Raw genomic sequence first — 23,517 nt, forward strand, 5'->3', positions numbered from 1 at the left:
AATGTCAATGCAAGGGAAAACCAAGTATTTGAAAGGACATGTGAAGAAAGATACTATATAATAGGTGTTTACAGTTTATATGGATGAAAGGAATTTTCCCATGAGTATAGATGATTTGAATTTGCCCAATGGATTATTGGAAAAGCTGAACAATTTCAGAAACAACCTTGGAAACCGCTTGAGTGATTATCAGCATTTGATCGGGACCAAAGGGTATACCTCAGAAAACCAGGAGATCGTAAATGACGCCGTCATCGCACTCCTGATGGGTAAAAATGTCTTGTTAAAAGGGCCAACTGGTTCAGGAAAAACGAAGCTCGCAGAATATTTATCATTTCTTTTTCAGCAGCCACTACATTCGATCAACTGTTCAGTGGATCTTGATGCGGAAGCATTGCTTGGCCACAAGACGATCAGCTATGAAAATGGCCATTCTGAAATTGAATTTATACCGGGCCCCGTGACAAAAGCCGCTGTAAATGGCCACTTTTTATATATTGATGAAATTAACGTTTCCAAGCCAGAAACCTTGCCCATCCTCAATGGAATGCTGGATTACCGGAGAACGGTGACCAACCCGTTTACCGGCGAACTGCTCAAAGCCTCTGAAGGCTTCAACGTCATTGCAGCCATTAATGAAGGTTATATCGGCACGGTCCCATTAAATGAAGCATTAAAAAACCGGTTTGTAGTGATTGAAGTGCCATATATACAGGGAGATACACTGTATGAGATGCTTCTCAGCCAGTCCGAGCAGAAGGATGAAGAATTGTTAAAATCATTTGTTCAATTTTCTGCCGATTTGGTTCAGCAAACCAGCACCGGCCAGCTCTCGGAGGATGCAGCATCCATCCGTGCGTTGCTTGATGCGGCAGATCTCTCTGCATATATGCCTCCAAAACGCGCCATACAAAGAGCAGTGATCGATAAATTGGAGGATGAACGGGAACGGACACTGATCCACAATATAGCTGACACTCTTTTTCTTTAAGGTTCTTTCTTAGCGGGACGAGGACGGAAATCAACGACTTCCAGAAAACTGGACAGTGTAAAAAGGAGGTGTAACCACATGAAGTTTTTATCGTTTGCAGATACCAAGATTGATGCTTTTCTTCATATGCAACTTATAGATTTGGCGAAAGCCTTATCAAGAGAACCAAAGCTGGAGGTTGAGTTTTCGTATCATTCCTACTTAAATAAACCAGGGCATATCATCCATGTCAGCCAGTTTTGGATGACATATCCTGGACCGGTTCAGCTTCAGGGGTTAAAGAGTGAAGTGTATTTGCGAAGCTTTGGTAACTTTTATTACAGTGATCTTCAGGTGTTGCAAGAAACGCTTCAGTCGTTCAAACAGGAACCACATCATCAGTTTTTAAAGCACCTTCTGCTTTTTGCTGAAGATTACCGGCTGGAGAAGGAATGCATTGCCAGACGTCCGGGAATGGCGGTTTCTTTTTCAGAACGAAAAAAGGTTCTTTTTACGTATTATCAACGCCAACTGCGCCAGCATCGCCAGCAAAGAAAGTGGCTTGATGCATTTTTCTGCAGTATCTTTATTCTGGCCAATCACCGCCTAGTGCAGCTGAATTCTCCGCTCGGCGGGTTTTATGACAAGCTGCGTGCGCCTCTGCTTCAATTGAATAGAGCCGACAGCACCAAGGAAATCGCAGAAATCATGCAGGTGATTCGAAGAAATCTTCGGGAATGGGATATCAAGGATATGACAACTTCCTATTTATCCTTTTATGAATCCACGGTGCCGGCTTTCAAGGACCTTACGAGAGACAACGAAGTTAAAGCTCCACACACCATGGAAACGGAAGAAGAAACGGACGGGCAAGAAACCGAACATGAGGAAATGCCAAGCTGGCATGAGGAAACCTCCACACCGACGGATTCCTTTCTGCAATTTGACCTGGATCAGGGTACAACAACTGATCTACTTGGTGAAGGAGGAAGAAGGGCTGAAGAAGGAGACCAGGCATATGGGGCGGTACAGGCGGGAGCAAAACAGTCGAAAAGTAACGATTTTTCCGGTGAAATAGACGCCGGACTGGATGATAAGGGAAGTGCTCCCGGAAAGGAAGTATTTCCTTATGGAGAGATGAACCGATATGCGGTTGAGAAAAAGGTGGAGAATAAATACCCGACACCCCATGAATTGATAAAATACCAGGAAATCAAATCAGCCGTCCAGCCTTCCATCAGTTTATTGAAGCAAAGTTTCCTGAAAACGATTGAACATAAAAAGAATGTGCCTAATCAGGATTTGCATTTTGGACGACTGAGCAAGAAACTGACGCGGCTGTTGACGGATAAAAACCCGCGCCTTTTCTATAAAAAAATGGAATCGCCGCAAGAGCTTGATGCCGTGTTTACCTTGCTGGTCGATTGTTCTGCCTCCATGTTTGACAAGATGGATGAAACTCACCAAGCGATTGTTTTGTTCCATGAAACTTTGAAAGCTGTCCGGATCCCACATTCAATTGTAGGCTTTTGGGAGGATGCTGCAGATGCTAAAAAAGACAGTCAACCCAATTATTTTCAAGAAGTTATTTCATTCACCCATTCGCTGAAAAATCAATATGGTCCGGAAATTCTGCAGCTGGAACCTCAGGAAGACAACCGGGATGGCTACTCGATCCGAAAAAAAGCAGAGGATTTGCTAAGGCGGAAAGAAAAACAAAAATTTCTGCTTGTTTTTTCCGATGGAGAACCTGCAGCATTTGATTATGAAAACCATGGCATACTTGACACGCATGAAGCGGTTACACATACGCGCAAACTCGGAATCGAGATTCTTGGCATGTACATTTCTAACGGAAAAGTGACAGAGGAAGCTCAAAATCTGATGAAAAATATATATGGCAGCCACCAGGTTGTCGTACCAAGCGCCACGGAATTGGTCAGTTATTTAGTACCTGTGCTGAGGAAGTTGCTGTTTAGATTGTCATAGATCTTCAAAGAACGTGTTTGTAAAAAAAGCTGTCCATCCAGAAAAAATGGTCAGGAGGCAATCATGAAAAGACATAAATACTCCGCGTATGTAACCAGTATTGAGGAACAATGTAAGGATCTAAACGTTGATTCTGTCCAAAAGCTTGGTAAGGGATGGATGAGTATGGTCTTGAAAATAAATGAAGAATGGGCATTCCGGTTTGCGAAGAACAAAAGAGCCTCCGCTGATTTAGATAAAGAAGCACGCATTTTGCCTGTTCTCTCTACTTTTGTTTCTGCGGCAATACCACAATTTAAATATTACGGCAAACAAAAAGATGGGCTGGTTTTTGCAGGTTACAGATTACTTCCCGGAGAAATTTTGAAAGAGGATTCCATTTTTTCTTTTAGCCCGGAAAACAGGAAAGTTTTCATTATAGGCTTGTCACAATTTATCAAGGAATTAAGGGCTTTTCCAGTGGAACAGGCAAAGGCGCACGGGGTTCCTCAGCTTGATCTTCATTGCTTTTATTTCGGCTTGTGGAAAGAGGTTAGAAAACACGTCTTTCCTTTGATGGAAGATGGTTTGCAAAAGTATATTTCCTCACGTTTTCATGACTATTTACATCATCCGGTCTATACGGAGTATACTTCTCTCATCCATGGTGACCTGTCGATGGACCACATTTTAATTGATCCTGAAACACATCGTATTACGGGTATTATTGATTTTGGTGATCTTGCAATCTGTGACCCTGATTTTGAATATCGATATATCTTAGAAGATTGCGGTAAACTATTTTTGGAAAGTCTTCTCAATTTCATGGGAGACCAAAATAGTGAGGATCGTATAACTAAAATCTCCTATTTTGTAACTTTTGATCATTTGCAATATATCCTGGAGGGAATCCGAAGAAAAAACAGCAGCTGGATACAAGAGGGAATGGAAGAAATCCAGCGGGAAATGAATAAAAATGGGTGGCAGATTCCATAACGAGCGTTAGGAATCTGCCATTTTTTTAATGATTCAAGGTGGCTTTCTCTTGTCTTTTTTGAATATAGGCCATTCGAAAATAGAGCAAGATGGCGCCCATCGCCAGCCCGGAAATCAAACCGACCCAATAACCAAACGCAGCCAGAGGAGTGGAGGCTGCAAGAATGTATCCCACAGGCAGTCCGATTACCCAATATGAAATCAAGGATAATATAAGGGTGACATTCACATCTTTATACCCGCGCAGTGCGCCTTGGATGGGAGCTGCAATCGCATCTGACAATTGAAAAAACACCGCGTACAGCAAGAAGTGTTTCGTCAGGGAGATCACTGAAGGGTCACTTGAATACAGTGCCGCAACCTGATCACGGAAAAGCAAAAGGCCACCCGCGCAGAGCAGGGCCAAAATCACTGCAGTACCCATCCCGAGGTAACTGTATTGTTTCGCATCGGTATAACGTTTTGCGCCAACCTCATAACCAACAGCAATCGTTAGGGCGAATGATATGCTGAGTGGCAGCATGTAAAGAAATGACGCAAAGTTAATGGCCGATTGATGAGCTGCGATTGTCGCTGTGCTGAAAGAACTCATAAGTAACGTTACCGCGGCGAAGATGCTGGTTTCAAAAAAGATGGCAGAACCGATGGGAATGCCAATTTTCAGTTGTTCCTTCCAGGCGTGGATTGATACAGCCGGGAAGCGATGAAAAACATGGTAAAGGGAAAATGGCTCCACTTTATGAATGATAATAAATGTGAGAACAGCGATGAACCAATAGGTGATGCTTGTGGCATAACCTGCTCCAATTCCCCCAAGCTCCGGAAATCCCCATTTTCCAAAGATAAGGAGATAATTGAACAGCGCATTGACCGGGAGAGCAGCAACAGTCACTAACATGGACACACGGGTTCTTCCGAGAGCATCAATGAACGACCTGAGAACATTGTATAAAAAGAGAGGAATGATTCCTGTTGACAACGCGATTAAATATCCTTTCGCGACATCACTGACTGTTGAATCAAGATTCATCGCTTGAAGAAGGGGATCGAGAACAAAGTATCCCGCCAGTATAACGGCTACCCCCAAAGCAAGCCCCAAATAAAGACTTTGTTTTACAGCTCCTGGAACGCTGTCCTTTTTTCCAGCACCGTTAAACTGTGAAACAATGGGGGTCAGAGCCATTAAAATCCCACTTAAACCAGTAAATACGGGTACCCAGATACTTGAACCGATCGCTACCCCGGCCAGTTGTGCCGCTCCTGAATGGCCGGACATTACAGTATCCAGAAAATTCATGGCATAGATGCCAAGCTGGGTAATTAAAACAGGGAAAACCAACCGGCAAAATAGTAATGCTTTTTGTTGAAGTGTTTGTGTTTTTTCCATAGGCTTGATCCTTTTCTTATTCGTACAATATGGAAAGTATACCACAGCAAAAGGGCAGGGGGTGGTCTCTACATACAAAAAAGACGGCCCTTGGAGGGACCGTCTTTTTAGGTTAAGATGTGAATACAGCTGCGTGTTTTTTAATTTCGTTCATGAAATCATGGAATTGAGGAATGTTCATCTGCTGTGCAGAGTCTGACAATGCGACGGCAGGATCAGGGTGAACCTCTGCCATTACGCCATCTGCTCCAATAGCAAGTGCCGCTTTTGCTGCAGGAAGCAGGAGATCCTTTCTTCCTGTAGAATGTGTTACATCAACCATTACCGGAAGATGAGTTTCTTGTTTTAGGATTGGAACAGCAGAAATATCAAGCGTATTTCGGGTCGCTTTCTCGTATGTCCGGATACCACGCTCACAAAGGATGATCTGGTCATTACCTTGAGCCAGGATGTACTCAGCAGCGTACATGAACTCTTCAATAGTTGCTGAAAGTCCGCGCTTTAATAGTACAGGCTTGCGGATGGCACCGGCAGCTTTCAATAGTTCGAAGTTCTGCATGTTGCGGGCACCGATTTGAACCACATCAACATAGTCCAGGGCTTCTTCCAAGTCGTTCGGGTTCAGGATTTCGCTGATGACAGCAAGATTTTCCTCATCTGCAACCCTGCGTAAAATCTTCAGGCCTTCCATTCCAAGACCCTGGAAATCATATGGAGAGGTACGCGGCTTAAAAGCACCGCCACGCATGAGGGTTAAGCCTTGATCTTTAAGTGCTTTGGCCACTTGCTTCACTTGTTCGTAGCTTTCAACAGCACAAGGCCCCATCACGAAATGCTGTTCGCCTGTTCCGATTTGCTCTCCTTTAATATTGATAATTGTATCATCCGGTTTCTTTTTACGGGATACCAAGAGTGCTTTGCGATTGTCATCTTCCTGGAGCTCAAGGCTCGCTTTAAAGATTTGCTTAAAGATATATTGAAGAGTAGAGGTCTCAAATGGTCCTTCATTTCTGGCTTCGATCAGATCCAGCAATTTGCGTTCCCGAACAGGATCAAAACGTTTTACACCTTGCATTTCTTTTAGTTTTCCAATTTCTTTCACAATGGAAGCACGGTTGTTCAGTAAACTCAGTATCTGTTCATCGACCGCTTCAATTTCACTTCGTAATTCTTCTAGCTCTTTAGACATTTAAGCTCCTCCTCTTATTTGAAAATCAATCCATGGCTGTTAATAGGGATGGACCTAGCTATTGTTTCCGATGCCGTTTTGGCCTTCCGAAAAAAAACAGCTCCGAATAAATTTTATTGAGTATTGTTTGCTACTTTAAAGCATGTCAGTGTATCTTGTCAAGGTCTTATTTTCAGATTTTTTTTGAGAAACTGTAAAATTATAAAAATTCCTCTGACCCTCTTTACAATCCGCGCCAACCATGTTAAAACTTGATATAATACAATCTTAAAATGCAATGACAGGCAACAGTAGTATTCTTCTCCCTGTTATAAAGAGAGCTGATGGACGGTGTGAATCAGCACAAAGGAGAATGCGAATTACACCCTCGAGCTTCCTTTTTGAACGGTTGGTTGATTCAATCAGTAAAAAAGGACGGTTAATTACCGTTATCCTGAATGAAGAGGCGGATGATGTTTGTCCGCAATGAGGGTGGTACCGCGAATAAATTCGTCCCTGCTATTTTTTAGCAGGGGCTTTTTTTATATTCCATTAAGAGAAACTGGAGGAAATGTAACATGAGATATCTAACAGCCGGAGAATCACACGGACCACAGCTAACTACCATCCTGGAAGGTGTGCCATCGGGACTGCCTTTAACTGCGCAGGCCATCAATGAAGAACTGTCCCGAAGACAAAAAGGGCACGGCCGCGGCCGCAGGATGCAGATTGAAAAGGACCAGGCCATCATTAACAGCGGCGTACGCCATGGTTATACACTGGGTTCGCCTATTACACTGGCAGTTGAAAACCGCGATTTCAAACACTGGACGAAAATCATGGGCGCTGAACCCCTTGAAGATGACAGTGAAGAAGTGAAACGCCAAATTACGCGTCCCCGCCCCGGGCATGCTGATTTAAATGGAGCGATTAAATATAATCACCGGGACATGAGAAATGTATTGGAGCGTTCATCCGCAAGGGAAACGACAGTACGGGTAGCAGCAGGGGCAGTTGCGAAACAACTATTAAATGAGTTGGGTATCCAGGTTGGCGGCCATGTCATCGAAATTGGCGGGGTAGTGGCAGAAAAAACGGACTATGACACTCTTAAAGATCTTCAGGAAAGAACAGAAGCCTCACCTGTGCGCTGTTTGGATGAAGAAGCAGGCCTTAAGATGATGAAAGCCATTGATGAGGCAAAGGAAAACGGGGATTCGATTGGCGGAATTGTAGAAGTGATTGTGGAAGGCATGCCGATCGGTGTTGGCAGCTATGTCCATTATGATCGTAAATTAGATGCGAAACTTGCTGCCGCTGTAATGAGCATTAATGCTTTTAAAGGAGTGGAAATTGGAATCGGGTTTGAAGCTGCCCATAAGCCAGGAAGCCTTGTCCATGACGAAATCACATGGAACAAAGAAGACGGCTACTCAAGAAAAACAAACAATGCCGGAGGGTTTGAAGGCGGCATGACAACAGGAATGCCTGTTGTTGTGAGAGGTGTTATGAAGCCGATTCCTACATTATATAAACCATTGCAAAGTGTGGATATTGATTCCAAAGAGGCTTTTCAGGCAAGCATTGAACGTTCGGACAGCTGCGCTGTACCTGCTGCCAGTGTTGTGGCAGAAGCTGTTGTCGCCTGGGAACTTGCCGCTGCCCTTGTGGAACAATTTGGCTCTGACAACATCGAGCGCATGAAGGAAAACATCGCACGCCATAACCAGCAGGCGAGTGATTTTTAATGGAAACCTTGCACGTTGAAACCGAAACGAAGCAATATCCTGTTTTCATTGGAAATGAGATTATAACGGACCTTTCTCCTTTTATAAAAGAATTAAAGCCGGTTGTAACAAGTGTTCTTATCCTTTCCGACAAAACAGTCAGCGCGCTGTATATGGATAACGTCATTGAAGCCCTCCAAGGCTTGGACTTGCCCGTACACACCTTTGTTGTACCGAACGGAGATGGAGAAAAATCATTTTCCAACTATTATAATAGTCTCACGTTTGCGCTGGAAAATGGCTTGGACAGAAATTCGCTCATATTAGCGTTAGGCGGGGGTATGATCGGCGATCTGGCAGGATTTGTGGCTGGAACGTACATGCGGGGCATCCGATTCATCCAGATCCCGACGACTCTTCTGGCCCACGACAGTGCGGTAGGGGGGAAAACTGGGATTAATCATCCGCTCGGCAAAAATATGGTAGGTGTGTTCCACCAGCCGGAAGCGGTCTTTTATTCCATTAATTTTCTGGATACTTTGCCTCTCACGGAATTGCGTTCCGGTTTCGCAGAAGTGATCAAACATGCATTGATTCAGGACGAAGAATTTTATAATTATTTAAAGGAAGAAATCTCAGACTTATCCGATATCCAGCTGGAAAATCTTTCTCATATTTTAAAAAAGGGAATCTCGATTAAAGCAGAAGTAGTTTCACAGGATGAAAAAGAAAAAGGACTTCGGGCGATTTTAAATTTTGGTCATACACTTGGCCATGCTATTGAGAGCGAATCTGGATATGGTACCATCTCTCACGGTGATGCAGTGGCGATTGGAATGAGATTTGCACTGAAACTGAGTGAGGAGCTCGGAAACACAAATCTTCATTATAAAGAAATCTCCAACTGGCTAAAACAATTCAATTACCCTGGCGTTCCATTCCAACTCGATGCAATGCGGCTGCTGAGCGCCATGAAGAGAGATAAAAAATCAACATCCGGCCACGTCAAAATGGTGCTGCTTGAGGCGATCGGGCAGCCGTATGTCAAAGAAGTAAGTGATTCCATCTTGCTGGATGCTTTGCAGAAATTTTTACTGACAGACAAGGAGCAATAACTGTGAAAAAAAGGGTACTGCTGATCGGATTGGGCCTTATCGGCGGATCCATTGCCATGGCAGTTAAAAAAGAACACGAATGTATTATTGTTGGACATGACATTTCTAAGGACCATGAAAATTTGGCAAAAAGACTGCAGATTGTGGACGAAATCGGCAGCGATTTGGAGAAAGAAGCAGGAGCTGCTGACCTTATTGTTCTGGCAACACCAGTGGAGGAAACCGAACGCTTGCTGGATTGGTTTGCTTCTTTTGAAACCCCGCCTAAAGCACTGATCACCGATGTAGGGAGTACAAAGAGCAAAATCATGCAGAAAGCCATAAAGCTGCAAGACAAAGGCATCGACTTTATTGGCGGCCATCCAATGGCCGGTTCCCATAAATCAGGCCCTGGAAGTGCAAAAGCACACCTGTTTGAGAATGCGTTCTACATGATGACTCCAACTCCTTCAACTCCGGATGACCATATCAATGAACTGAAGGAATGGCTAAAAGGGACACATGCCAAATTTATTGTCATGGACGCTGAAAAACATGATTTATTAACAGGGGTTGTCAGCCATTTTCCACATGTCGTGGCGGCCAGTCTGGTACGCCAGGTTGAGCAATATGCCAATTCCCACGCTCAAATCAATGATTTGGCTGCCGGAGGGTTTAAAGATATTACCCGGATTGCATCGAGCAGCCCGGCCATGTGGAAGGATATCATTAAGCATAATAAAGAGAACATACTGCAGCTGATCGATGAGTGGGCTTACGAAATGGAATACGTGAAAGACTTGGTTAAAAGTGAGAATGATCAGGGGCTCTACAACTATTTTTCAGGTGCTAAATCCTATCGTGATGCCTTGCCGATCAAAGCAAAAGGAGCGATTACTTCCTTTTATGACCTTTATGTTGACATCATTGATGATATTGGAGTTATCTCCCGTGTCACCTCAATCCTTGCCGACAACAAGCTCAGCATCACCAATATCCGTGTCATCGAAGCAAGAGAAGACATTTACGGCGTGCTGCGGGTAAGCTTTCAGTCCGAGGACGATCGTCAGTCGGCAAAAGAAAGCTTGGAAAAATTGCAATTTACAACGTATGTTGCCATGTAGTAAATAAGGAGGTTTAAAACATGTTGAAAACGTTGCGGCCTGTATCAGGTTTGCGGGGGACCCTAAACGTTCCCGGAGATAAATCGATTTCTCACCGTGCAGTTATGTTCGGATCCATTGCAGAAGGCACAACAACCGTGAACGGTTTTCTTCCCGGAGATGATTGTTTGAGCACCATCGAATGTTTCAGGAAGATGGGGGTATCCATCGAGCAGAAGGACGATACAGTTAAAATAGAAGGAAAAGGTTTGGACGGTCTGAATGAACCTACGGATATTCTGGATGTTGGAAACTCAGGCACTACGATCCGTTTAATGCTTGGCATCCTTGCCAACACACCTTTTCATTCATGTCTTACTGGAGATTCTTCAATTGCCAAGCGGCCAATGAAAAGGGTGACCGGGCCATTGCGGGAAACGGGGGCCGCCATTGATGGAAGAGACGATGGAAATTTTGTTCCGCTCTCCATCCGGGGTGGTAAAACGAAAGGTTTTCATTATACTTCACCCGTTGCGAGTGCTCAGGTGAAGTCTGCCATGCTGTTGTCCGGTTTAAAGACAGAAGGAACTACTTCTGTAACCGAACCGCATACCTCAAGGGACCATACTGAGCGCATGTTGAAGGCCTTCGGATGTGAAGTGGAGGTAAGTGGGAAGACCGCAAGCCTGAAGGGTGGCCAAACCCTAAAAGGAACACATATTGAGGTCCCGGGTGATATTTCATCTGCCGCGTTTTTTTTGGTGGCAGGGGCCATCATTCCTAACAGTGAAATAACTTTGAAAAAAGTAGGTATGAACCCCACCAGAACAGGTATTATTGATGTTCTCAAACAAATGGGAGCCGATCTGACCATCTCCGGGCTGTCCGGAGAGGAATCAGAGCCCTATGCCGATATTACCGTTCGTACGTCCAAACTTAATGGAATTGAAATCGGCGGAGAAATTATTCCACGCTTAATCGATGAAATTCCGATAATTGCACTCGCAGCAACTCAAGCTTCCGGCACAACAGTAATTATGGATGCAGCTGAATTGAAAGTAAAAGAGAGCAACCGTATCGACACGGTAGTTAATGAGCTTAAAAAGTTCGGAGCAGATATAACTGCTACTGCAGACGGAATGATTATCAAGAAAACTGAACTTCTGCAAGGGGCGGAGACTGACAGTCATGGTGATCACAGAATTGGAATGATGCTGGCGATCGCTGCCTGTCTAAGTGCAGGAGAAACGACACTGTTGAACAGCCAGGCTGTTACCGTTTCATATCCCAACTTCTTTGAACAGCTCGAGCAGCTGCAAAAGGAAAACATCGAAGTATAATATAATAGTAGAAAAAATTTCAGAACAGCATAAACTGCGGAGGAGTGGAATTCTTCTCCGCTCTTTTTCGTGGGAAGAAAAGCAGTTTTAATCCACTTGCACGGTGTACGCCAGAGTATGGTATGATACAATCATTGAGATTATGGAAATCAGCGAAGGAGAAGTAAAATTTATGATTACAGTTACTAATGTAGGTCTCCGGTACGGAGACCGAAAATTGTTTGAAGACGTGAATATTAAATTCACACCCGGCAATTGCTATGGTTTAATCGGCGCAAACGGTGCCGGCAAATCCACCTTTATAAAAATTTTGTCCGGTGAAATTGAAGCACAAACCGGTGATGTTCATATAACACCAGGAGAACGCCTGGCCGTTTTAAAGCAAAATCACTTCGAATATGAAGAAAATGAAGTTCTGCAGACGGTCATCATGGGGCATGCCCGATTGTATGAAATCATGCAGGAAAAAGACGCAATCTACATGAAGCCGGATTTCTCCGATGAAGATGGCATTAAAGCGGCAGAGCTAGAGGGAGAATTTGCTGAATTGAACGGCTGGGAAGCGGAATCGGAAGCTGCTATTCTCTTAAAAGGGCTCGGCATCGGAGAAGACCTTCATTATAAAAAGATGGCTGAGCTTTCAGGCTCGGAAAAGGTGAAAGTTCTTCTTGCACAGGCCTTGTTTGGAAAACCTGACATCCTGCTTCTGGATGAGCCGACCAACCACCTGGATCTTCGTGCGATTCAATGGCTCGAAGAGTTTTTAATCAATTTCGAGAACACCGTTATCGTCGTATCGCATGACCGTCATTTCCTAAATAAGGTCTGTACACATATGGCAGACCTCGACTTTGGTAAAATCCAGTTGTATGTGGGCAACTATGATTTCTGGTATGAATCTAGCCAACTGGCACTAAAAATGGCCCAGGAACAGAATAAAAAGAAAGAAGAAAAAATTAAGGAGCTGCAAAACTTTGTGGCACGTTTTAGCGCCAACGCTTCAAAGTCAAAGCAGGCAACGTCCAGAAAGAAATTGCTGGAGAAAATCTCCCTTGATGACATCCGTCCATCAACCCGCAAATATCCTTATGTGAATTTTTCCATTGATCGTGAAATCGGAAATGACCTTCTTCGCGTGGAAGGTTTGAGCAAAACCATCGAAGGGGAACAAGTGCTAAACAACATCAGCTTTACGATGAATAAAGGGGACAAAATTGCTTTCACAGGTAAAAACGAAATTGCGGTAACGGCCCTTTTTAAAATTTTGATGGGTGAAATGGAAGCAGACAGTGGAAGCTTCAAATGGGGTGTAACCACTTCGCAGGCTTTTTTTCCAAAAGACAACAGCTCTTTCTTTGAAAATAACGAACTTAATCTTGTTGACTGGCTCCGCCAATATTCACCAGTGGATCAGTCGGAAAGCTTTTTGCGCGGCTTTTTGGGACGCATGCTGTTTTCCGGTGAAGAAGTGATGAAAAAGGCAAAAGTTCTTTCAGGTGGAGAAAAAGTACGCTGCATGCTGTCCAAAATGATGCTTAGCGGCAGTAATGTATTACTGCTCGATGATCCAACCAACCACCTGGATCTGGAATCCATTACGGCGCTGAACAACGGATTGATTAATTATAAAGGGGCGGTGTTGTTCACCTCCCATGACCATCAATTTGTTCAGACAATCGCCAACCGAATTATTGAAATTACGCCGAACGGTCTTCTTGACAAGCAGATGACATATGATGAATTCCTTGAAAATGTTGAACTTCAAAAACAAAGAGAAAAAATGTACCAATAAACAAAGCGGCCCTTCTGGCCGTTTTTGTTTTTTTAACTGGATTGATTATAAAACAAAAAGGGAAAAATAGAGAGAAACACCCTTTTAGAAATAATATCAACCGGACGGCGGGGAATAATCGCAGAAGAATTGAATTATTTCCCATTGTCAGAATTCTATTGTTTTTTATCCGGTTTCTAGGTATAGTGTGGTTTAACTGGATTGGGAAAGGATGCTGTAATGTTTCAAAATATTAACTACTTAAGCTTTGGAGAAGCAGGAATTCTCCTGGAGTTTGGCTCTGTCATGGACAAAAAGGTAAATCTTCAAATACATAAAACGGCAAAATGGCTCAATGATCATCCGTTTGACGGCTTTATTGAAACCGTTCCTGCCTACACCACGCTGACTGTTTTATATAATCCTGTAATATTCATCCATCCTAATAAGTCAGCATTTGAATTGGCGGTAGAACAAATCAAAAAAAGGATCGAATTGATGCCGGAAGAAAGCCTCACGGTAGGCCGGACGGTTGAAATTCCTGTTTGTTATGGCGGTGACTTTGGCCCTGATCTTGAAAAAGTGGGAGAGATCAACGGGCTGAGCCCACAGGAAGTCATCTCAATACATACTGAGGAAACATATTACGTGTATATGCTTGGTTTTGCACCAGGTTTCCCGTTTCTGGGAGGAATGGCAAAAAAGATCGCTGCTCCACGTTTATCATCTCCCCGTCTGTCCATTCCAAAAGGAAGCGTCGGAATTGCAGGGGAACAGACCGGCATTTATCCCATTGAAACACCTGGTGGCTGGCAGCTGATTGGCAGAACACCAACACGTCTTTTTACACCTGAACAGGATCCTCCTGTATTGTTACAGGCCGGGGATCAGGTGAAATTTTATGAAATCACGCTGGATGAATATCACGCATGGGAGGCTGAACATGAGCATCACGATTAATAAACCAGGAATGCTGACAAGCCTTCAGGATTTGGGGAGGTATTCCTATCAGCAATTCGGCGTAATTGCCAGTGGTGCCATGGACCCCTTCGCTCATACCGTGGCCAATCTGCTTGTCGGTAACCCGGAAAATGAAGCGACCATTGAAGCAACCCTTCTGGGACCGCGGATTACGTTTGAGATCGATACCTATATTGCCGTATGCGGAGCTGATCTTACTCCTTCTCTAAATGGGAAACGCATTCAAAATTGGCGCCCTTATAAGGTAAATAAGGATGATGTCCTCGAATTCGGCAAATGCAAATGGGGTTGCAGGGTATATATTGCCGTTGCTGGTGGATTCGATACGGAGCCGGTTATGGGAAGCAGGAGTACATACCTTCGTGCTGGTATCGGGGGTCATCAGGGAAGAGCATTAAAAGAGGGAGACAGGCTGAAAACGGGGTCATTCAATCCAACATTTCAGCCTGTTTCGTTAAATTGGAAGATGAGTCGGGGCATGCGCTCTGTCTATGAGAAGATGGGATCTATTCGCGCGGTAAAAGGCAGGCATTTTAATTACTTTACATTGGACAGCCAAAAAGTATTTTTTGAAAAAGAATTTATGATCACGACCAAATCCGACAGAATGGGTTATCGTGCAGAAGGGACATCCCTTCAGTTGGAGCGGAAAGAAGAAATCTTGTCAGAACCCGTATTGTTTGGCACTGTTCAGGTGCCGGCTGAAGGAAACCCTATTATATTGATGGCTGACCGGCAAACGACCGGTGGCTACCCCAAAATCGCACAAACGGCTTTTGTAGACTTGCCCAAGCTGGCACAGGCCAAGCCGGGGGACAAGATCGTATTTCAGGAAATTTCTGAAGAGGAAGCGCAAATCAATTACATCATTCAAAAAATACAGCTCAAATACTTGCAGACGGGAATTCGTCTCAAAAACAGAGAAGGGTGAGAACATGCAATTGTTGGTGGATATAAACTGTGACATGGGAGAAAGTTTCGGCCGCTATAAAATTGGTCATGATAAAGAAATGATGGAGCATATTTCTTCCGCGAATATTGCCTGCGGGTTCCATGCAGGGGATCCTTCCATTATGAAGGAAACGGTCAGGCTGGCACTTAAAAATAACGTGGCGGTTGGTGCCCATCCCGGACTTCCTGATCTGATTGGTTTTGGGCGCAGAAATTTTTCCCTCACACCTCAGGAAGCCTATGATTATGTACTTTACCAAACAGGAGCATTGCATGCGTTTGTACAGGCAGAAGGCGGGAGAATCCGCCATGTTAAGCCGCATGGAGCGCTTTATAACATGGCGGCTGTGAATAAAGAACTGGCCAAAGGGATCGCTGAAGCTGTCTATAACCTGAACCCAGACATTATTCTTTTCGGACTTGCGGGAAGTGAGTTGATCAATGCAGGTAACGAAACAGGCCTTCAGACTTGCAGTGAAGTGTTCGCGGACAGAACCTATCAGCCGGACGGCACCCTCACCCCGAGAAGTCAGCCCGACTGTATGCTGACGAACGATGATGATGCTGTGAACCAGGTCATTAAGATGGTCAAGCAGGGCAAGGTGACCACTCACGCTGGTGATATTTCCATTAAAGCGGAAACCATTTGTATTCATGGAGACGGTGAACACGCCCTTTCGTTTGCTGAGAAAATCAATTCAGCTTTTGAAAAAGAAGGCATTCAACGCATAAACTACGGATGAAACGAGGAAAATAGATGAAACAAAAAAGCAGTTGGCAGCTCCTGCTGGGAGCGGCATTCCTGATGGCAACCTCTGCCATCGGACCCGGATTTCTAGTACAAACAACGGTTTTTACTCAATCATTGCTTGCAAGTTTTGGGTTTGTTATTTTAATATCCATTCTTCTTGATATTGGCGCTCAGCTCAATGTTTGGAGAATCATAGCTGTATCCGAACGAAAGGCCCAGGATATTGCCAATACACTTTTACCTGGCCTGGGTTATTTTATCGCCCTGCTTGTCATGATTGGCGGTTTTGCCTTTAATATCGGTAACGTTGGTGGAGCAGGTCTAGGGCTGAACGTTATCTTTGGCGGACTGTCCCCGCAAGCTGGAGCAGCGATCAGCGGAGCAATTGCCATCTCCATCTTTTTGGTGAAGGAAGCGGGTAAAGCGATGGACCGTTTTGCCCTGATTGCAGGCTTTGTCATGGTCGCTCTTACTGTGTATGTAGCCATTGTTTCGTCACCGCCGGTCGGTGAAGCGGTGGTTAAAACATTTGTTCCCGATAAGATTGATTTTGCCGCCATTGTTACACTTGTAGGTGGAACAGTCGGAGGCTACATCACGTTTGCTGGAGGACACAGGCTGTTGGACGCTGGTGTCAAGGGAGAAGAAGCTATTGGGGAAGTGAATAAGAGTGCGGTCTCAGCCATCGGTATTGCTTCCATCATGCGTATTTTCCTTTTCCTTGCGGCGCTCGGTGTGATTGCAAGTGGTGTAACCCTGGATCCAGGGAATCCTCCTGCATCGGTCTTTAAGCATGCAGCGGGAAATATCGGCTATAAGATATTCGGTATTGTCATGTGGTCGGCGGCTGTTACCTCTATTGTTGGTGCTGCGTACACGTCAGTATCTTTTATCCGCTCATTTCATCCGAGGCTTGAAAAGTACGGTAACCTGCTCATTGTAGTTTTTATTCTTTTATCTACGATTATCTTTATCCAAGTCGGGAATCCAGTAAGATTACTTGTGTTCGTTGGCGCGTTAAACGGCTTAATTCTGCCGATTACACTTGGAGTGATGCTGGTTGCCGCTTATAATAAAAATATCGTCGGTTCTTACAGACACCCCCTGTGGATGACGCTTGTCGGAGCTGTTATATCCATTGGGATGGCAGTGATGGGCGTCCTGGCATTTTTGAAACTGTAGCCTGTATTAATATAAAATAGAGGTGATTATGGTGAAAAGCTTAAACGAGTGGTTTCATGAAGGTTTAACGAACAAAGAATATGTGGACAGTATGACCGTCAACAAGAAGGAACTGCAGTCCATCTATGACCGCTTTACACTTCCTGAAAAAGACAAGGACTTTTACCAGACACTACCGAAGAAACAGCTCAAGGCTGTTGTTCTTACGGCGGACTGGTGCGGAGATGCCATGCTCTGTGTACCCATCATTGAACGGATTGCCGAGTATGCCGGAATTGAATTGAAATATTTAATTAGAGATGAAAACTTGGAGCTGATGGACCAGTATTTGACCAATGGGACCTCGCGCGCCATTCCAAAGTTCATCTTTATGGATCAGGATGGGAACGAAAAAGCGGTATGGGGACCAAGATCCCCAGAGGTGCAAAGCCTGATCGAGCAAGAGAGGGGCAAGCTTCCTTCCAAAAACGATCCGGCATTTGAACAAAAACAGCAGGAGATGTATAGACTCTTTAAAGAAAAACTGACGAGTGATGAAGACCTTTGGCAATCGGTCAATCATAGCCTTAAAAATGAGTTGCAAAAACTTACAGTTTAATGTAATAGACGGAGCCGCTTAACAATTAGAGCGGCTTTTTTGTTTGGGCAAAGTATTTTGCCTTTCGATCCGGCAGCACTATAATTGAGTAAGAAAAATCTGTTAGAGAATAGGGGTTACTGCCATGAGAAGTCAAAATGAACAAACCACCGGCATCTGGTACGCTGCACTTTCTTATTTGATGTGGGGATTTTTGCCGCTATACTGGAAACCGCTGCAATCCGCCGGATCAGGTGATGTTTTGGCCCACCGCATCATCTGGTCTTTTGTATTTATGCTCCTGATCATTGTGATCATGAAAAGAACCTCGGCGTTTGTAGGGAATTTGCGTAGCTTGTTTCTTGATAAAAAAAATTTTTTTGCGGTCCTCGCCTCTTCACTGCTGATCAGTGCCAACTGGCTGATTTACATCTGGGCCGTCAATTCAAACCATGTCGTTGAAGCGAGCCTTGGTTATTATATTAATCCGTTGATTAGTGTTCTTTTGGGAATCATCGTTTTAAAAGAAAAACTCAATGCTTGGCAGGTGGCCTCTTTTGTTGTTGCACTGGCAGGCGTTTGCCTATTGACGGTTCAGTATGGCCGATTCCCATGGGTTGCATTATCGCTCGCATTAAGCTTTGGCTTGTACGGACTGGCCAAAAAGGTGGGAAGCTTCGATTCTATTATCGGTCTGACATATGAAACGATGTTTGTGACGCCCCTGGCGCTCGTCTATATCATTTTCGCGCAGCAAAGGGGTACAGAAGCCTTTGCCGCCCAAAACAGCACAGTGACCCTGTTATTAATGGGAGCAGGGATAGTGACGGCGATTCCATTGCTTTGCTTTGCCCAGGGAGCGAAACGTATCTCCCTTTCCATGATCGGGTTTCTCCAATACATTGCTCCGACGATCATGCTTATTTTGGGCGTTTTCCTGTATCATGAGGATTTTTCTAAGACACGTTTATTTTCTTTTATCCTGATTTGGCTGGCACTTATTATCTTTTCATTTTCCAAAACAAGGTGGCTGGCACGCTTACAGCCTAGAAATAAGCAGAAAACATACGGAATGTGACAATTTTCGGCCGGAATTCGTAACTTCCGGTCATTTTTCTTGTAACTTTACTTTTGACCTATGCCCAGACTGTGCTAAAATAACCATGAAAACGTTTAATACAGAAGTTCGACATATACCTTCGCTTTAATGCAAAAGAGGGAATTTTACCGAGATTTGTAAAAAATCGTTTTGTTGTTGAGCATTCAGGGGATGTAATTCAATGAAGTTAGGTTTGCTTTTGCGATTAAAAACAGGCATTTTGAGAACTTCTAGTCGTTCTCCTAGTTAAGATGTTAAAATTTGCAATTAAAATGCAGCAGGGGGTATCAACCGATGAGTACAAACCGTCCAAGCCAGGATTCTCCTTGGCAGGGATTCTACGGACCGAACCTTGGTTATGTCATTGAGCTGTTTGAGCAGTATACTGCCGATCCCAGTTCAGTTGATGAGGAACTAAGAAAACAGTTTGAAGAGTGGGGTCCGCCACCATCTTCTGATGAAGCAAATCAAGAATCTGCCAACTATCAACAAGCACCAAGCGGAACGTCCATCAGCAAAATCGTGGCAGCTTCGAAACTCGCTGAAAATATCCGTGTATACGGACATTTGGCAGCTGAAATTCATCCCCTTGAAGAAGTGTCTAAAGACATTAAACTGCTTGATCCATCTCATTATGGACTAAGTGAGGCGGACTTGAAAACGATTCCAGCCTCTTTGATTTGGGCAGAAGCACCAAGAGACGTTCAAAATGGCCTGGAAGCCATCCAGCGTTTGAAGGATATCTACACAAAATCTATGGCATACGAATTCAGCCATGTGCATGTGGAGGAAGAACAAACCTGGTTAAATAATATGGTGGAATCAGGATATATTTATCCCGAAATGACAAATGAGGAAAAGATCGAACTATTACAGCGCCTGACTGAAGTGGAAGGCTTTGAAAAGTTTTTGCACAAAACATTTGTAGGACAAAAACGTTTCTCCATTGAAGGATTGGATATTCTTGTGCCAATGCTTGATGATATGATTCATCAAAGCGTGAAAGGCGGTACACAAAACATCATGATCGGTATGGCGCACCGCGGCCGGCTGAATGTGCTTGCCCATACATTAGGCAAGCCGTACGAGAAGATTTTTGCAGAATTCCACCATTCGCCAAATAAGGAGCTCATACCTTCTGAAGGTTCAAGAGGCATTAACTTTGGCTGGACCGGGGACGTGAAATATCACCTTGGTGCTGATCGTTCCATCGAGGAATCCAGCACAGCAAGGGCAACACTTACATTGGCCAATAACCCTTCCCACCTTGAATTTGTTAATCCGGTGGTTTGCGGATATACTCGAGCTGCCCAAGAGGTTCGTACAGAGCCAGGCTATCCAAAGCAGGATGTAAATAAATCATTTGCCATTTCCATTCATGGGGATGCGGCTTTTCCTGGTGAGGGAATCGTTGCTGAAACCCTGAACCTTAGCAGGCTCAGAGGATATCAGACAGGCGGTTCGGTTCATATCATCGCCAACAACATGATTGGTTTTACAACGGAGAGTGCGGATTCACGTTCTACGAAATATTCAAGTGACCTGGCAAAAGGATTCGAAATTCCTATTGTTCACGTGAACGCTGATGATCCGATTGCGTGTATCGCGGCCGTAACGCTCGCTTATCAATACCGTATGCGGTTCCAAAAAGACTTCCTGATTGATCTGATCGGATACAGACGTTTTGGTCACAATGAAATGGATGATCCAGCTGTTACACAGCCGGAAAAATACGAAAAAGTAAACAGCCATCCTACCGTCCGCGCCCTGTTCGCCAAGCAATTGGAAGCAGAAGGCGTTATTCCTGAAGGAAAAGGCGACCAGATGGATCAAGAAGTACAGCAAAAACTTCAGGCAGAATACGAAAAAGTAAAAGGCGTTTCAAAAGACGGAGAAGTAAAAGATGTGGAGGTTCCTGAGTCTATTGTAAAAGGAATCCCGGCAGTGGATACTTCTGTGGCTTTGGATCAATTGAAAGAGATCAATAAGGCGCTCCTTGAACGGCCGGAAGGATTCACCGTTTATCCTAAGCTCGAGAGAATTTTGGCGAGACGGGGAAATGCGTTGGATGAAGGCAACAAAGTCGATTGGGCACTGGCTGAAACCCTTGCGTTTGCATCCATCCTCAGCGACGGAACACCTATCCGGATTACCGGCCAGGATTCTGAACGCGGAACGTTTGCCCAGCGTCATCTTGTCTTGCATGACAGCAAAAACGGCAAGCTGTTTTCACCGCTTCATCATATCCCGCAGGTGAAAGCATCGTTCGGCATCCATAACAGCCCGCTTTCTGAAGCATCTGTTGTTGGATTTGAGTACGGGTACAACGTGTTTGCTCCGGAAACGCTAGTTCTTTGGGAAGCTCAATATGGTGACTTCGCAAATGCAGCACAAGTTTTATTCGACCAATTTGTCTCTGCAGGACGAGCTAAATGGGGGCAAAAGTCAGGACTCGTTCTTCTTCTGCCACATGGTTACGAAGGTCAAGGGCCAGAACACTCCAGCGGCCGTATTGAACGTTTCCTTCAATTGGCTGCAGAAAACAACTGGACTGTAGCGAATCTTTCAAGCGCTGCACAGTATTTCCACATCCTGCGTCGCCAGGCTGCCATTCTTGGAAAGGATGAGGTTCGACCACTCGTTATTATGACGCCGAAGAGCCTGCTTAGAAATCCAAGAACATCTTCTCCTGGAGAGTTCCTTGGCAATGGACAATTCAATCCTGTTCTTGAACAAGAAGGACTTGGGAAGAACACGGATAAGGTAAAACGCATCGTGCTTTCAACGGGGAAAGTGGCAATAGACCTTGCTACAGAAGCAGAAGGAAAAACGGAAGAGCTGGATCATCTGCATGTTTTACGTGTTGAGCAGCTGTATCCGTTCCCTAAAAATGATATCAAGGCCATTTTTGATCGCTACCCTCATCTTGAGGAAGTCGCTTGGGTACAGGAAGAGCCGAAAAACATGGGGTCCTGGGCTTACATTGAGTCCAAATTGCGTGCCCTTGCACCTGCTGGCGCTACTGTTAAGTACATTGGACGCCCTGACCGGTCGAGTCCTTCAGGCGGAGATCCTGATATCCATAAAAAAGAACAAGAACGTATCATAACAGTTGCATTACGAGCTGAGCAAGTAAAACCGATAACTCAAGAGGGAGGCAATGAACGTGATTGAAATTAAGGTACCAGAATTAGCAGAATCCATCTCAGAAGGAACAATCGCACAATGGCTGAAAAATGTTGGTGACAATGTAAAGAAGGGCGATAACATCGTCGAGCTTGAAACGGACAAAGTCAACATTGAAATCAGCGCTGACTATGATGGTATTATCCAGGAAGTTCTTCGTGAAGAAGGCGATACCGTTGAAGTGGGAGACGTTATTGCTGTATTGAAAGAAAATGGAGAAGCTGGCGGTGAAGCAGCACAAGCTACTGAAAGCAAAGAGGAAGCAAAACAGCCTGCAGTTGAACCTATTGGAACCGCACAGGAAAAGCAACCGCAAGAAACCCAGCCAACCGAAGAGCGTAAGGAAACAGATCGTCCTTTGGCATCTCCGGCAGCACGCAAGCTTGCTCGTGAGCTTGGCATTGATCTTTCTAAGGTTGAAGCCCGTGATCCGCTTGGACGTGTCCGTCCTGAAGATGTAAAAGCGGCATCCGAAAAAGCTTCCCAGCCAGAACAAAAAGCACCTAAGGCACCTGAGAAGAAACCTACAAGTGCTCCTAAAACTGCGGATGTACCAGGAAAACCAGTGGAACGTGTGAAGCTTTCCCGCCGTCGTCAAACCATTGCAAAGCGTTTGGTTGAAGTTCAGCAAACTGCTGCCATGCTGACCACGTTTAACGAAGTAGACATGACTGCAATCAACGACATCCGTAAGCGCAGAAAAGATGCTTTCCTTCAGCAGAACGATGTAAAGCTAGGCTATATGTCTTTCTTTACAAAAGCGGTTGTCGGCGCATTGAAGCAGTTCCCGCTTCTTAACGCTGAAATCCAGGGAGATGAAGTCCTTCTTAAGAAGTTCTATGACATCGGAATTGCAGTTGGTGCTGAAGAGGGTCTTGTAGTACCTGTCGTACGTGATGCTGACAAGCTTTCATTTGCCGGTATTGAAAAAGAAATCCTTTCACTTGGTAAAAAAGCAAGAGACAATAAATTAACGCTTTCCGAGCTTCAAGGCGGAACGTTTACAATCACCAACGGCGGAATCTTTGGTTCCCTGATGTCCACTCCGATTTTGAATGCCCCTCAAGTTGGTATTCTAGGAATGCACGGCATTAAATTACGTCCTGTAGCCATTGACGCAGAACGTATGGAAAACCGTCCGATGATGTATATTGCTCTTTCTTATGATCACCGAATCGTTGATGGGCGTGAAGCAGTAAGCTTCCTTGCAAAAGTAAAAGAAATGCTTGAAGATCCTGAATCACTATTGCTACAAGGCTGATTGAT

General features: G+C 44.5%; 18 protein-coding genes and 1 other annotated feature. Of the genes, 16 read left to right on the forward strand and 2 right to left on the reverse strand.

Annotated features, from left to right (window positions below):
* Positions 1–100: 100 nt before the first annotated feature.
* The 3 genes from BLT53_RS06425 (at position 101) to BLT53_RS06435 (ending at position 3,934) form a co-directional block, all read left to right on the forward strand.
* Positions 101–991 (forward strand): ATP-binding protein, encoded by an 891-nt coding sequence (locus BLT53_RS06425; RefSeq protein ID WP_425284653.1) that lies wholly within the window; start codon positions 101–103, stop codon positions 989–991.
* A 78-nt stretch (positions 992–1,069) separates the two neighbouring features.
* Positions 1,070–2,959: a vWA domain-containing protein gene (locus tag BLT53_RS06430; protein ID WP_090233565.1), complete on the forward strand. Its 1,890-nt coding sequence runs from the start codon at positions 1,070–1,072 to the stop codon at positions 2,957–2,959.
* A 63-nt stretch (positions 2,960–3,022) separates the two neighbouring features.
* Positions 3,023–3,934 carry a phosphotransferase family protein gene (locus tag BLT53_RS06435; RefSeq protein WP_090233566.1) on the forward strand — a complete coding sequence of 304 codons (912 nt, stop codon included), beginning with the start codon at positions 3,023–3,025 and terminating at the stop codon, positions 3,932–3,934.
* A gap of 25 nt (positions 3,935–3,959) precedes the next feature.
* Here the strand turns inward: BLT53_RS06435 and BLT53_RS06440 are convergent, their stop codons facing one another.
* Together BLT53_RS06440 and BLT53_RS06445 are read right to left on the reverse strand one after the other, a co-directional pair.
* Positions 3,960–5,321: an MATE family efflux transporter gene (locus BLT53_RS06440; RefSeq protein WP_090233568.1), complete on the reverse strand. Its 1,362-nt coding sequence runs from the start codon at positions 5,319–5,321 to the stop codon at positions 3,960–3,962.
* 112 nt (positions 5,322–5,433) lie between these two features.
* Positions 5,434–6,510: a bifunctional 3-deoxy-7-phosphoheptulonate synthase/chorismate mutase gene (locus BLT53_RS06445; RefSeq protein WP_090233570.1), complete on the reverse strand. Its 1,077-nt coding sequence runs from the start codon at positions 6,508–6,510 to the stop codon at positions 5,434–5,436.
* 268 nt (positions 6,511–6,778) lie between these two features.
* Positions 6,779–7,010 (forward strand) — a binding site (T-box leader).
* Between the two features lie 57 nt (positions 7,011–7,067).
* Between BLT53_RS06445 and aroC the strand changes: the two genes are divergently transcribed.
* The 13 genes from aroC to odhB all read left to right on the forward strand — a co-directional run bounded on the left by aroC (position 7,068) and on the right by odhB (position 23,512).
* Positions 7,068–8,237 (forward strand): chorismate synthase, encoded by a 1,170-nt coding sequence (aroC, locus tag BLT53_RS06450; RefSeq protein WP_090233571.1) that lies wholly within the window; start codon positions 7,068–7,070, stop codon positions 8,235–8,237.
* Positions 8,237–9,331, forward strand: a complete 1,095-nt coding sequence (gene aroB, locus BLT53_RS06455; RefSeq protein ID WP_090233572.1) for a 3-dehydroquinate synthase — start codon at positions 8,237–8,239, stop codon at positions 9,329–9,331. Before aroC ends, aroB begins: the two co-directional genes overlap by 1 nt.
* 2 nt (positions 9,332–9,333) lie before the next feature.
* The gene (locus tag BLT53_RS06460) at positions 9,334–10,434 is read left to right on the forward strand and encodes a prephenate dehydrogenase (RefSeq protein ID WP_090233574.1); all 1,101 of its coding nucleotides are present in this window, start codon (positions 9,334–9,336) and stop codon (positions 10,432–10,434) included.
* A 20-nt stretch (positions 10,435–10,454) separates the two neighbouring features.
* Positions 10,455–11,753, forward strand: a complete 1,299-nt coding sequence (gene aroA, locus BLT53_RS06465) for a 3-phosphoshikimate 1-carboxyvinyltransferase (RefSeq protein ID WP_090233575.1) — start codon at positions 10,455–10,457, stop codon at positions 11,751–11,753.
* 172 nt (positions 11,754–11,925) lie between these two features.
* Positions 11,926–13,545, forward strand: a complete 1,620-nt coding sequence (locus tag BLT53_RS06470) for an ABC-F family ATP-binding cassette domain-containing protein (RefSeq protein WP_090236743.1) — start codon at positions 11,926–11,928, stop codon at positions 13,543–13,545.
* Between the two features lie 219 nt (positions 13,546–13,764).
* The gene (gene pxpB, locus BLT53_RS06475; protein WP_090233576.1) at positions 13,765–14,484 is read left to right on the forward strand and encodes a 5-oxoprolinase subunit PxpB; all 720 of its coding nucleotides are present in this window, start codon (positions 13,765–13,767) and stop codon (positions 14,482–14,484) included.
* Positions 14,468–15,436 (forward strand): 5-oxoprolinase subunit C family protein, encoded by a 969-nt coding sequence (locus BLT53_RS06480; RefSeq protein WP_090233578.1) that lies wholly within the window; start codon positions 14,468–14,470, stop codon positions 15,434–15,436. Before pxpB ends, BLT53_RS06480 begins: the two co-directional genes overlap by 17 nt.
* Positions 15,437–15,440: 4 nt before the next feature.
* Complete coding sequence (locus BLT53_RS06485) at positions 15,441–16,199, forward strand: LamB/YcsF family protein (RefSeq protein WP_090233580.1); 759 nt, start codon at positions 15,441–15,443, stop codon at positions 16,197–16,199.
* A 14-nt stretch (positions 16,200–16,213) separates the two neighbouring features.
* Complete coding sequence (locus BLT53_RS06490; RefSeq protein ID WP_090233581.1) at positions 16,214–17,389, forward strand: NRAMP family divalent metal transporter; 1,176 nt, start codon at positions 16,214–16,216, stop codon at positions 17,387–17,389.
* A 28-nt stretch (positions 17,390–17,417) separates the two neighbouring features.
* Complete coding sequence (locus BLT53_RS06495) at positions 17,418–17,987, forward strand: thioredoxin family protein (protein ID WP_170834253.1); 570 nt, start codon at positions 17,418–17,420, stop codon at positions 17,985–17,987.
* A gap of 124 nt (positions 17,988–18,111) precedes the next feature.
* The gene (rarD, locus tag BLT53_RS06500) at positions 18,112–19,044 is read left to right on the forward strand and encodes an EamA family transporter RarD (RefSeq protein WP_090233583.1); all 933 of its coding nucleotides are present in this window, start codon (positions 18,112–18,114) and stop codon (positions 19,042–19,044) included.
* A 315-nt stretch (positions 19,045–19,359) separates the two neighbouring features.
* Positions 19,360–22,239 (forward strand): 2-oxoglutarate dehydrogenase E1 component, encoded by a 2,880-nt coding sequence (locus BLT53_RS06505; protein WP_090233584.1) that lies wholly within the window; start codon positions 19,360–19,362, stop codon positions 22,237–22,239.
* Positions 22,232–23,512, forward strand: a complete 1,281-nt coding sequence (odhB, locus tag BLT53_RS06510; RefSeq protein ID WP_090236746.1) for a 2-oxoglutarate dehydrogenase complex dihydrolipoyllysine-residue succinyltransferase — start codon at positions 22,232–22,234, stop codon at positions 23,510–23,512. The genes BLT53_RS06505 and odhB overlap by 8 nt, the downstream gene beginning before the upstream one ends.
* The last annotated feature ends 5 nt before the right edge of the window (positions 23,513–23,517 follow it).

Origin of the sequence: Fictibacillus solisalsi, assembly GCF_900103485.1 — a bacterium.
GTDB classification, from domain to species: Bacteria; Bacillota; Bacilli; order Bacillales; family Fictibacillaceae; genus Fictibacillus_C; species Fictibacillus_C solisalsi.

Excerpts from the sequence above, each read along its gene's own strand:
- aroB (WP_090233572.1), top strand. The coding sequence starts at position 8,237 with ATGGAAACCTTGCACGTTGAAACCGAAACGAAGCAATATCCTGTTTTC.
- BLT53_RS06445 (WP_090233570.1), bottom strand. The coding sequence starts at position 6,510 with ATGTCTAAAGAGCTAGAAGAATTACGAAGTGAAATTGAAGCGGTCGAT.
- BLT53_RS06440 (WP_090233568.1), bottom strand. The coding sequence starts at position 5,321 with ATGGAAAAAACACAAACACTTCAACAAAAAGCATTACTATTTTGCCGG.
- BLT53_RS06505 (WP_090233584.1), top strand. The coding sequence starts at position 19,360 with ATGAGTACAAACCGTCCAAGCCAGGATTCTCCTTGGCAGGGATTCTAC.
- rarD (WP_090233583.1), top strand. The coding sequence starts at position 18,112 with ATGAGAAGTCAAAATGAACAAACCACCGGCATCTGGTACGCTGCACTT.
- pxpB (WP_090233576.1), top strand. The coding sequence starts at position 13,765 with ATGTTTCAAAATATTAACTACTTAAGCTTTGGAGAAGCAGGAATTCTC.
- BLT53_RS06430 (WP_090233565.1), top strand. The coding sequence starts at position 1,070 with ATGAAGTTTTTATCGTTTGCAGATACCAAGATTGATGCTTTTCTTCAT.
- BLT53_RS06425 (WP_425284653.1), top strand. The coding sequence starts at position 101 with ATGAGTATAGATGATTTGAATTTGCCCAATGGATTATTGGAAAAGCTG.
- aroC (WP_090233571.1), top strand. The coding sequence starts at position 7,068 with ATGAGATATCTAACAGCCGGAGAATCACACGGACCACAGCTAACTACC.
- BLT53_RS06485 (WP_090233580.1), top strand. The coding sequence starts at position 15,441 with ATGCAATTGTTGGTGGATATAAACTGTGACATGGGAGAAAGTTTCGGC.
- BLT53_RS06435 (WP_090233566.1), top strand. The coding sequence starts at position 3,023 with ATGAAAAGACATAAATACTCCGCGTATGTAACCAGTATTGAGGAACAA.
- BLT53_RS06490 (WP_090233581.1), top strand. The coding sequence starts at position 16,214 with ATGAAACAAAAAAGCAGTTGGCAGCTCCTGCTGGGAGCGGCATTCCTG.
- BLT53_RS06470 (WP_090236743.1), top strand. The coding sequence starts at position 11,926 with ATGATTACAGTTACTAATGTAGGTCTCCGGTACGGAGACCGAAAATTG.
- BLT53_RS06480 (WP_090233578.1), top strand. The coding sequence starts at position 14,468 with ATGAGCATCACGATTAATAAACCAGGAATGCTGACAAGCCTTCAGGAT.
- BLT53_RS06495 (WP_170834253.1), top strand. The coding sequence starts at position 17,418 with ATGGTGAAAAGCTTAAACGAGTGGTTTCATGAAGGTTTAACGAACAAA.
- aroA (WP_090233575.1), top strand. The coding sequence starts at position 10,455 with ATGTTGAAAACGTTGCGGCCTGTATCAGGTTTGCGGGGGACCCTAAAC.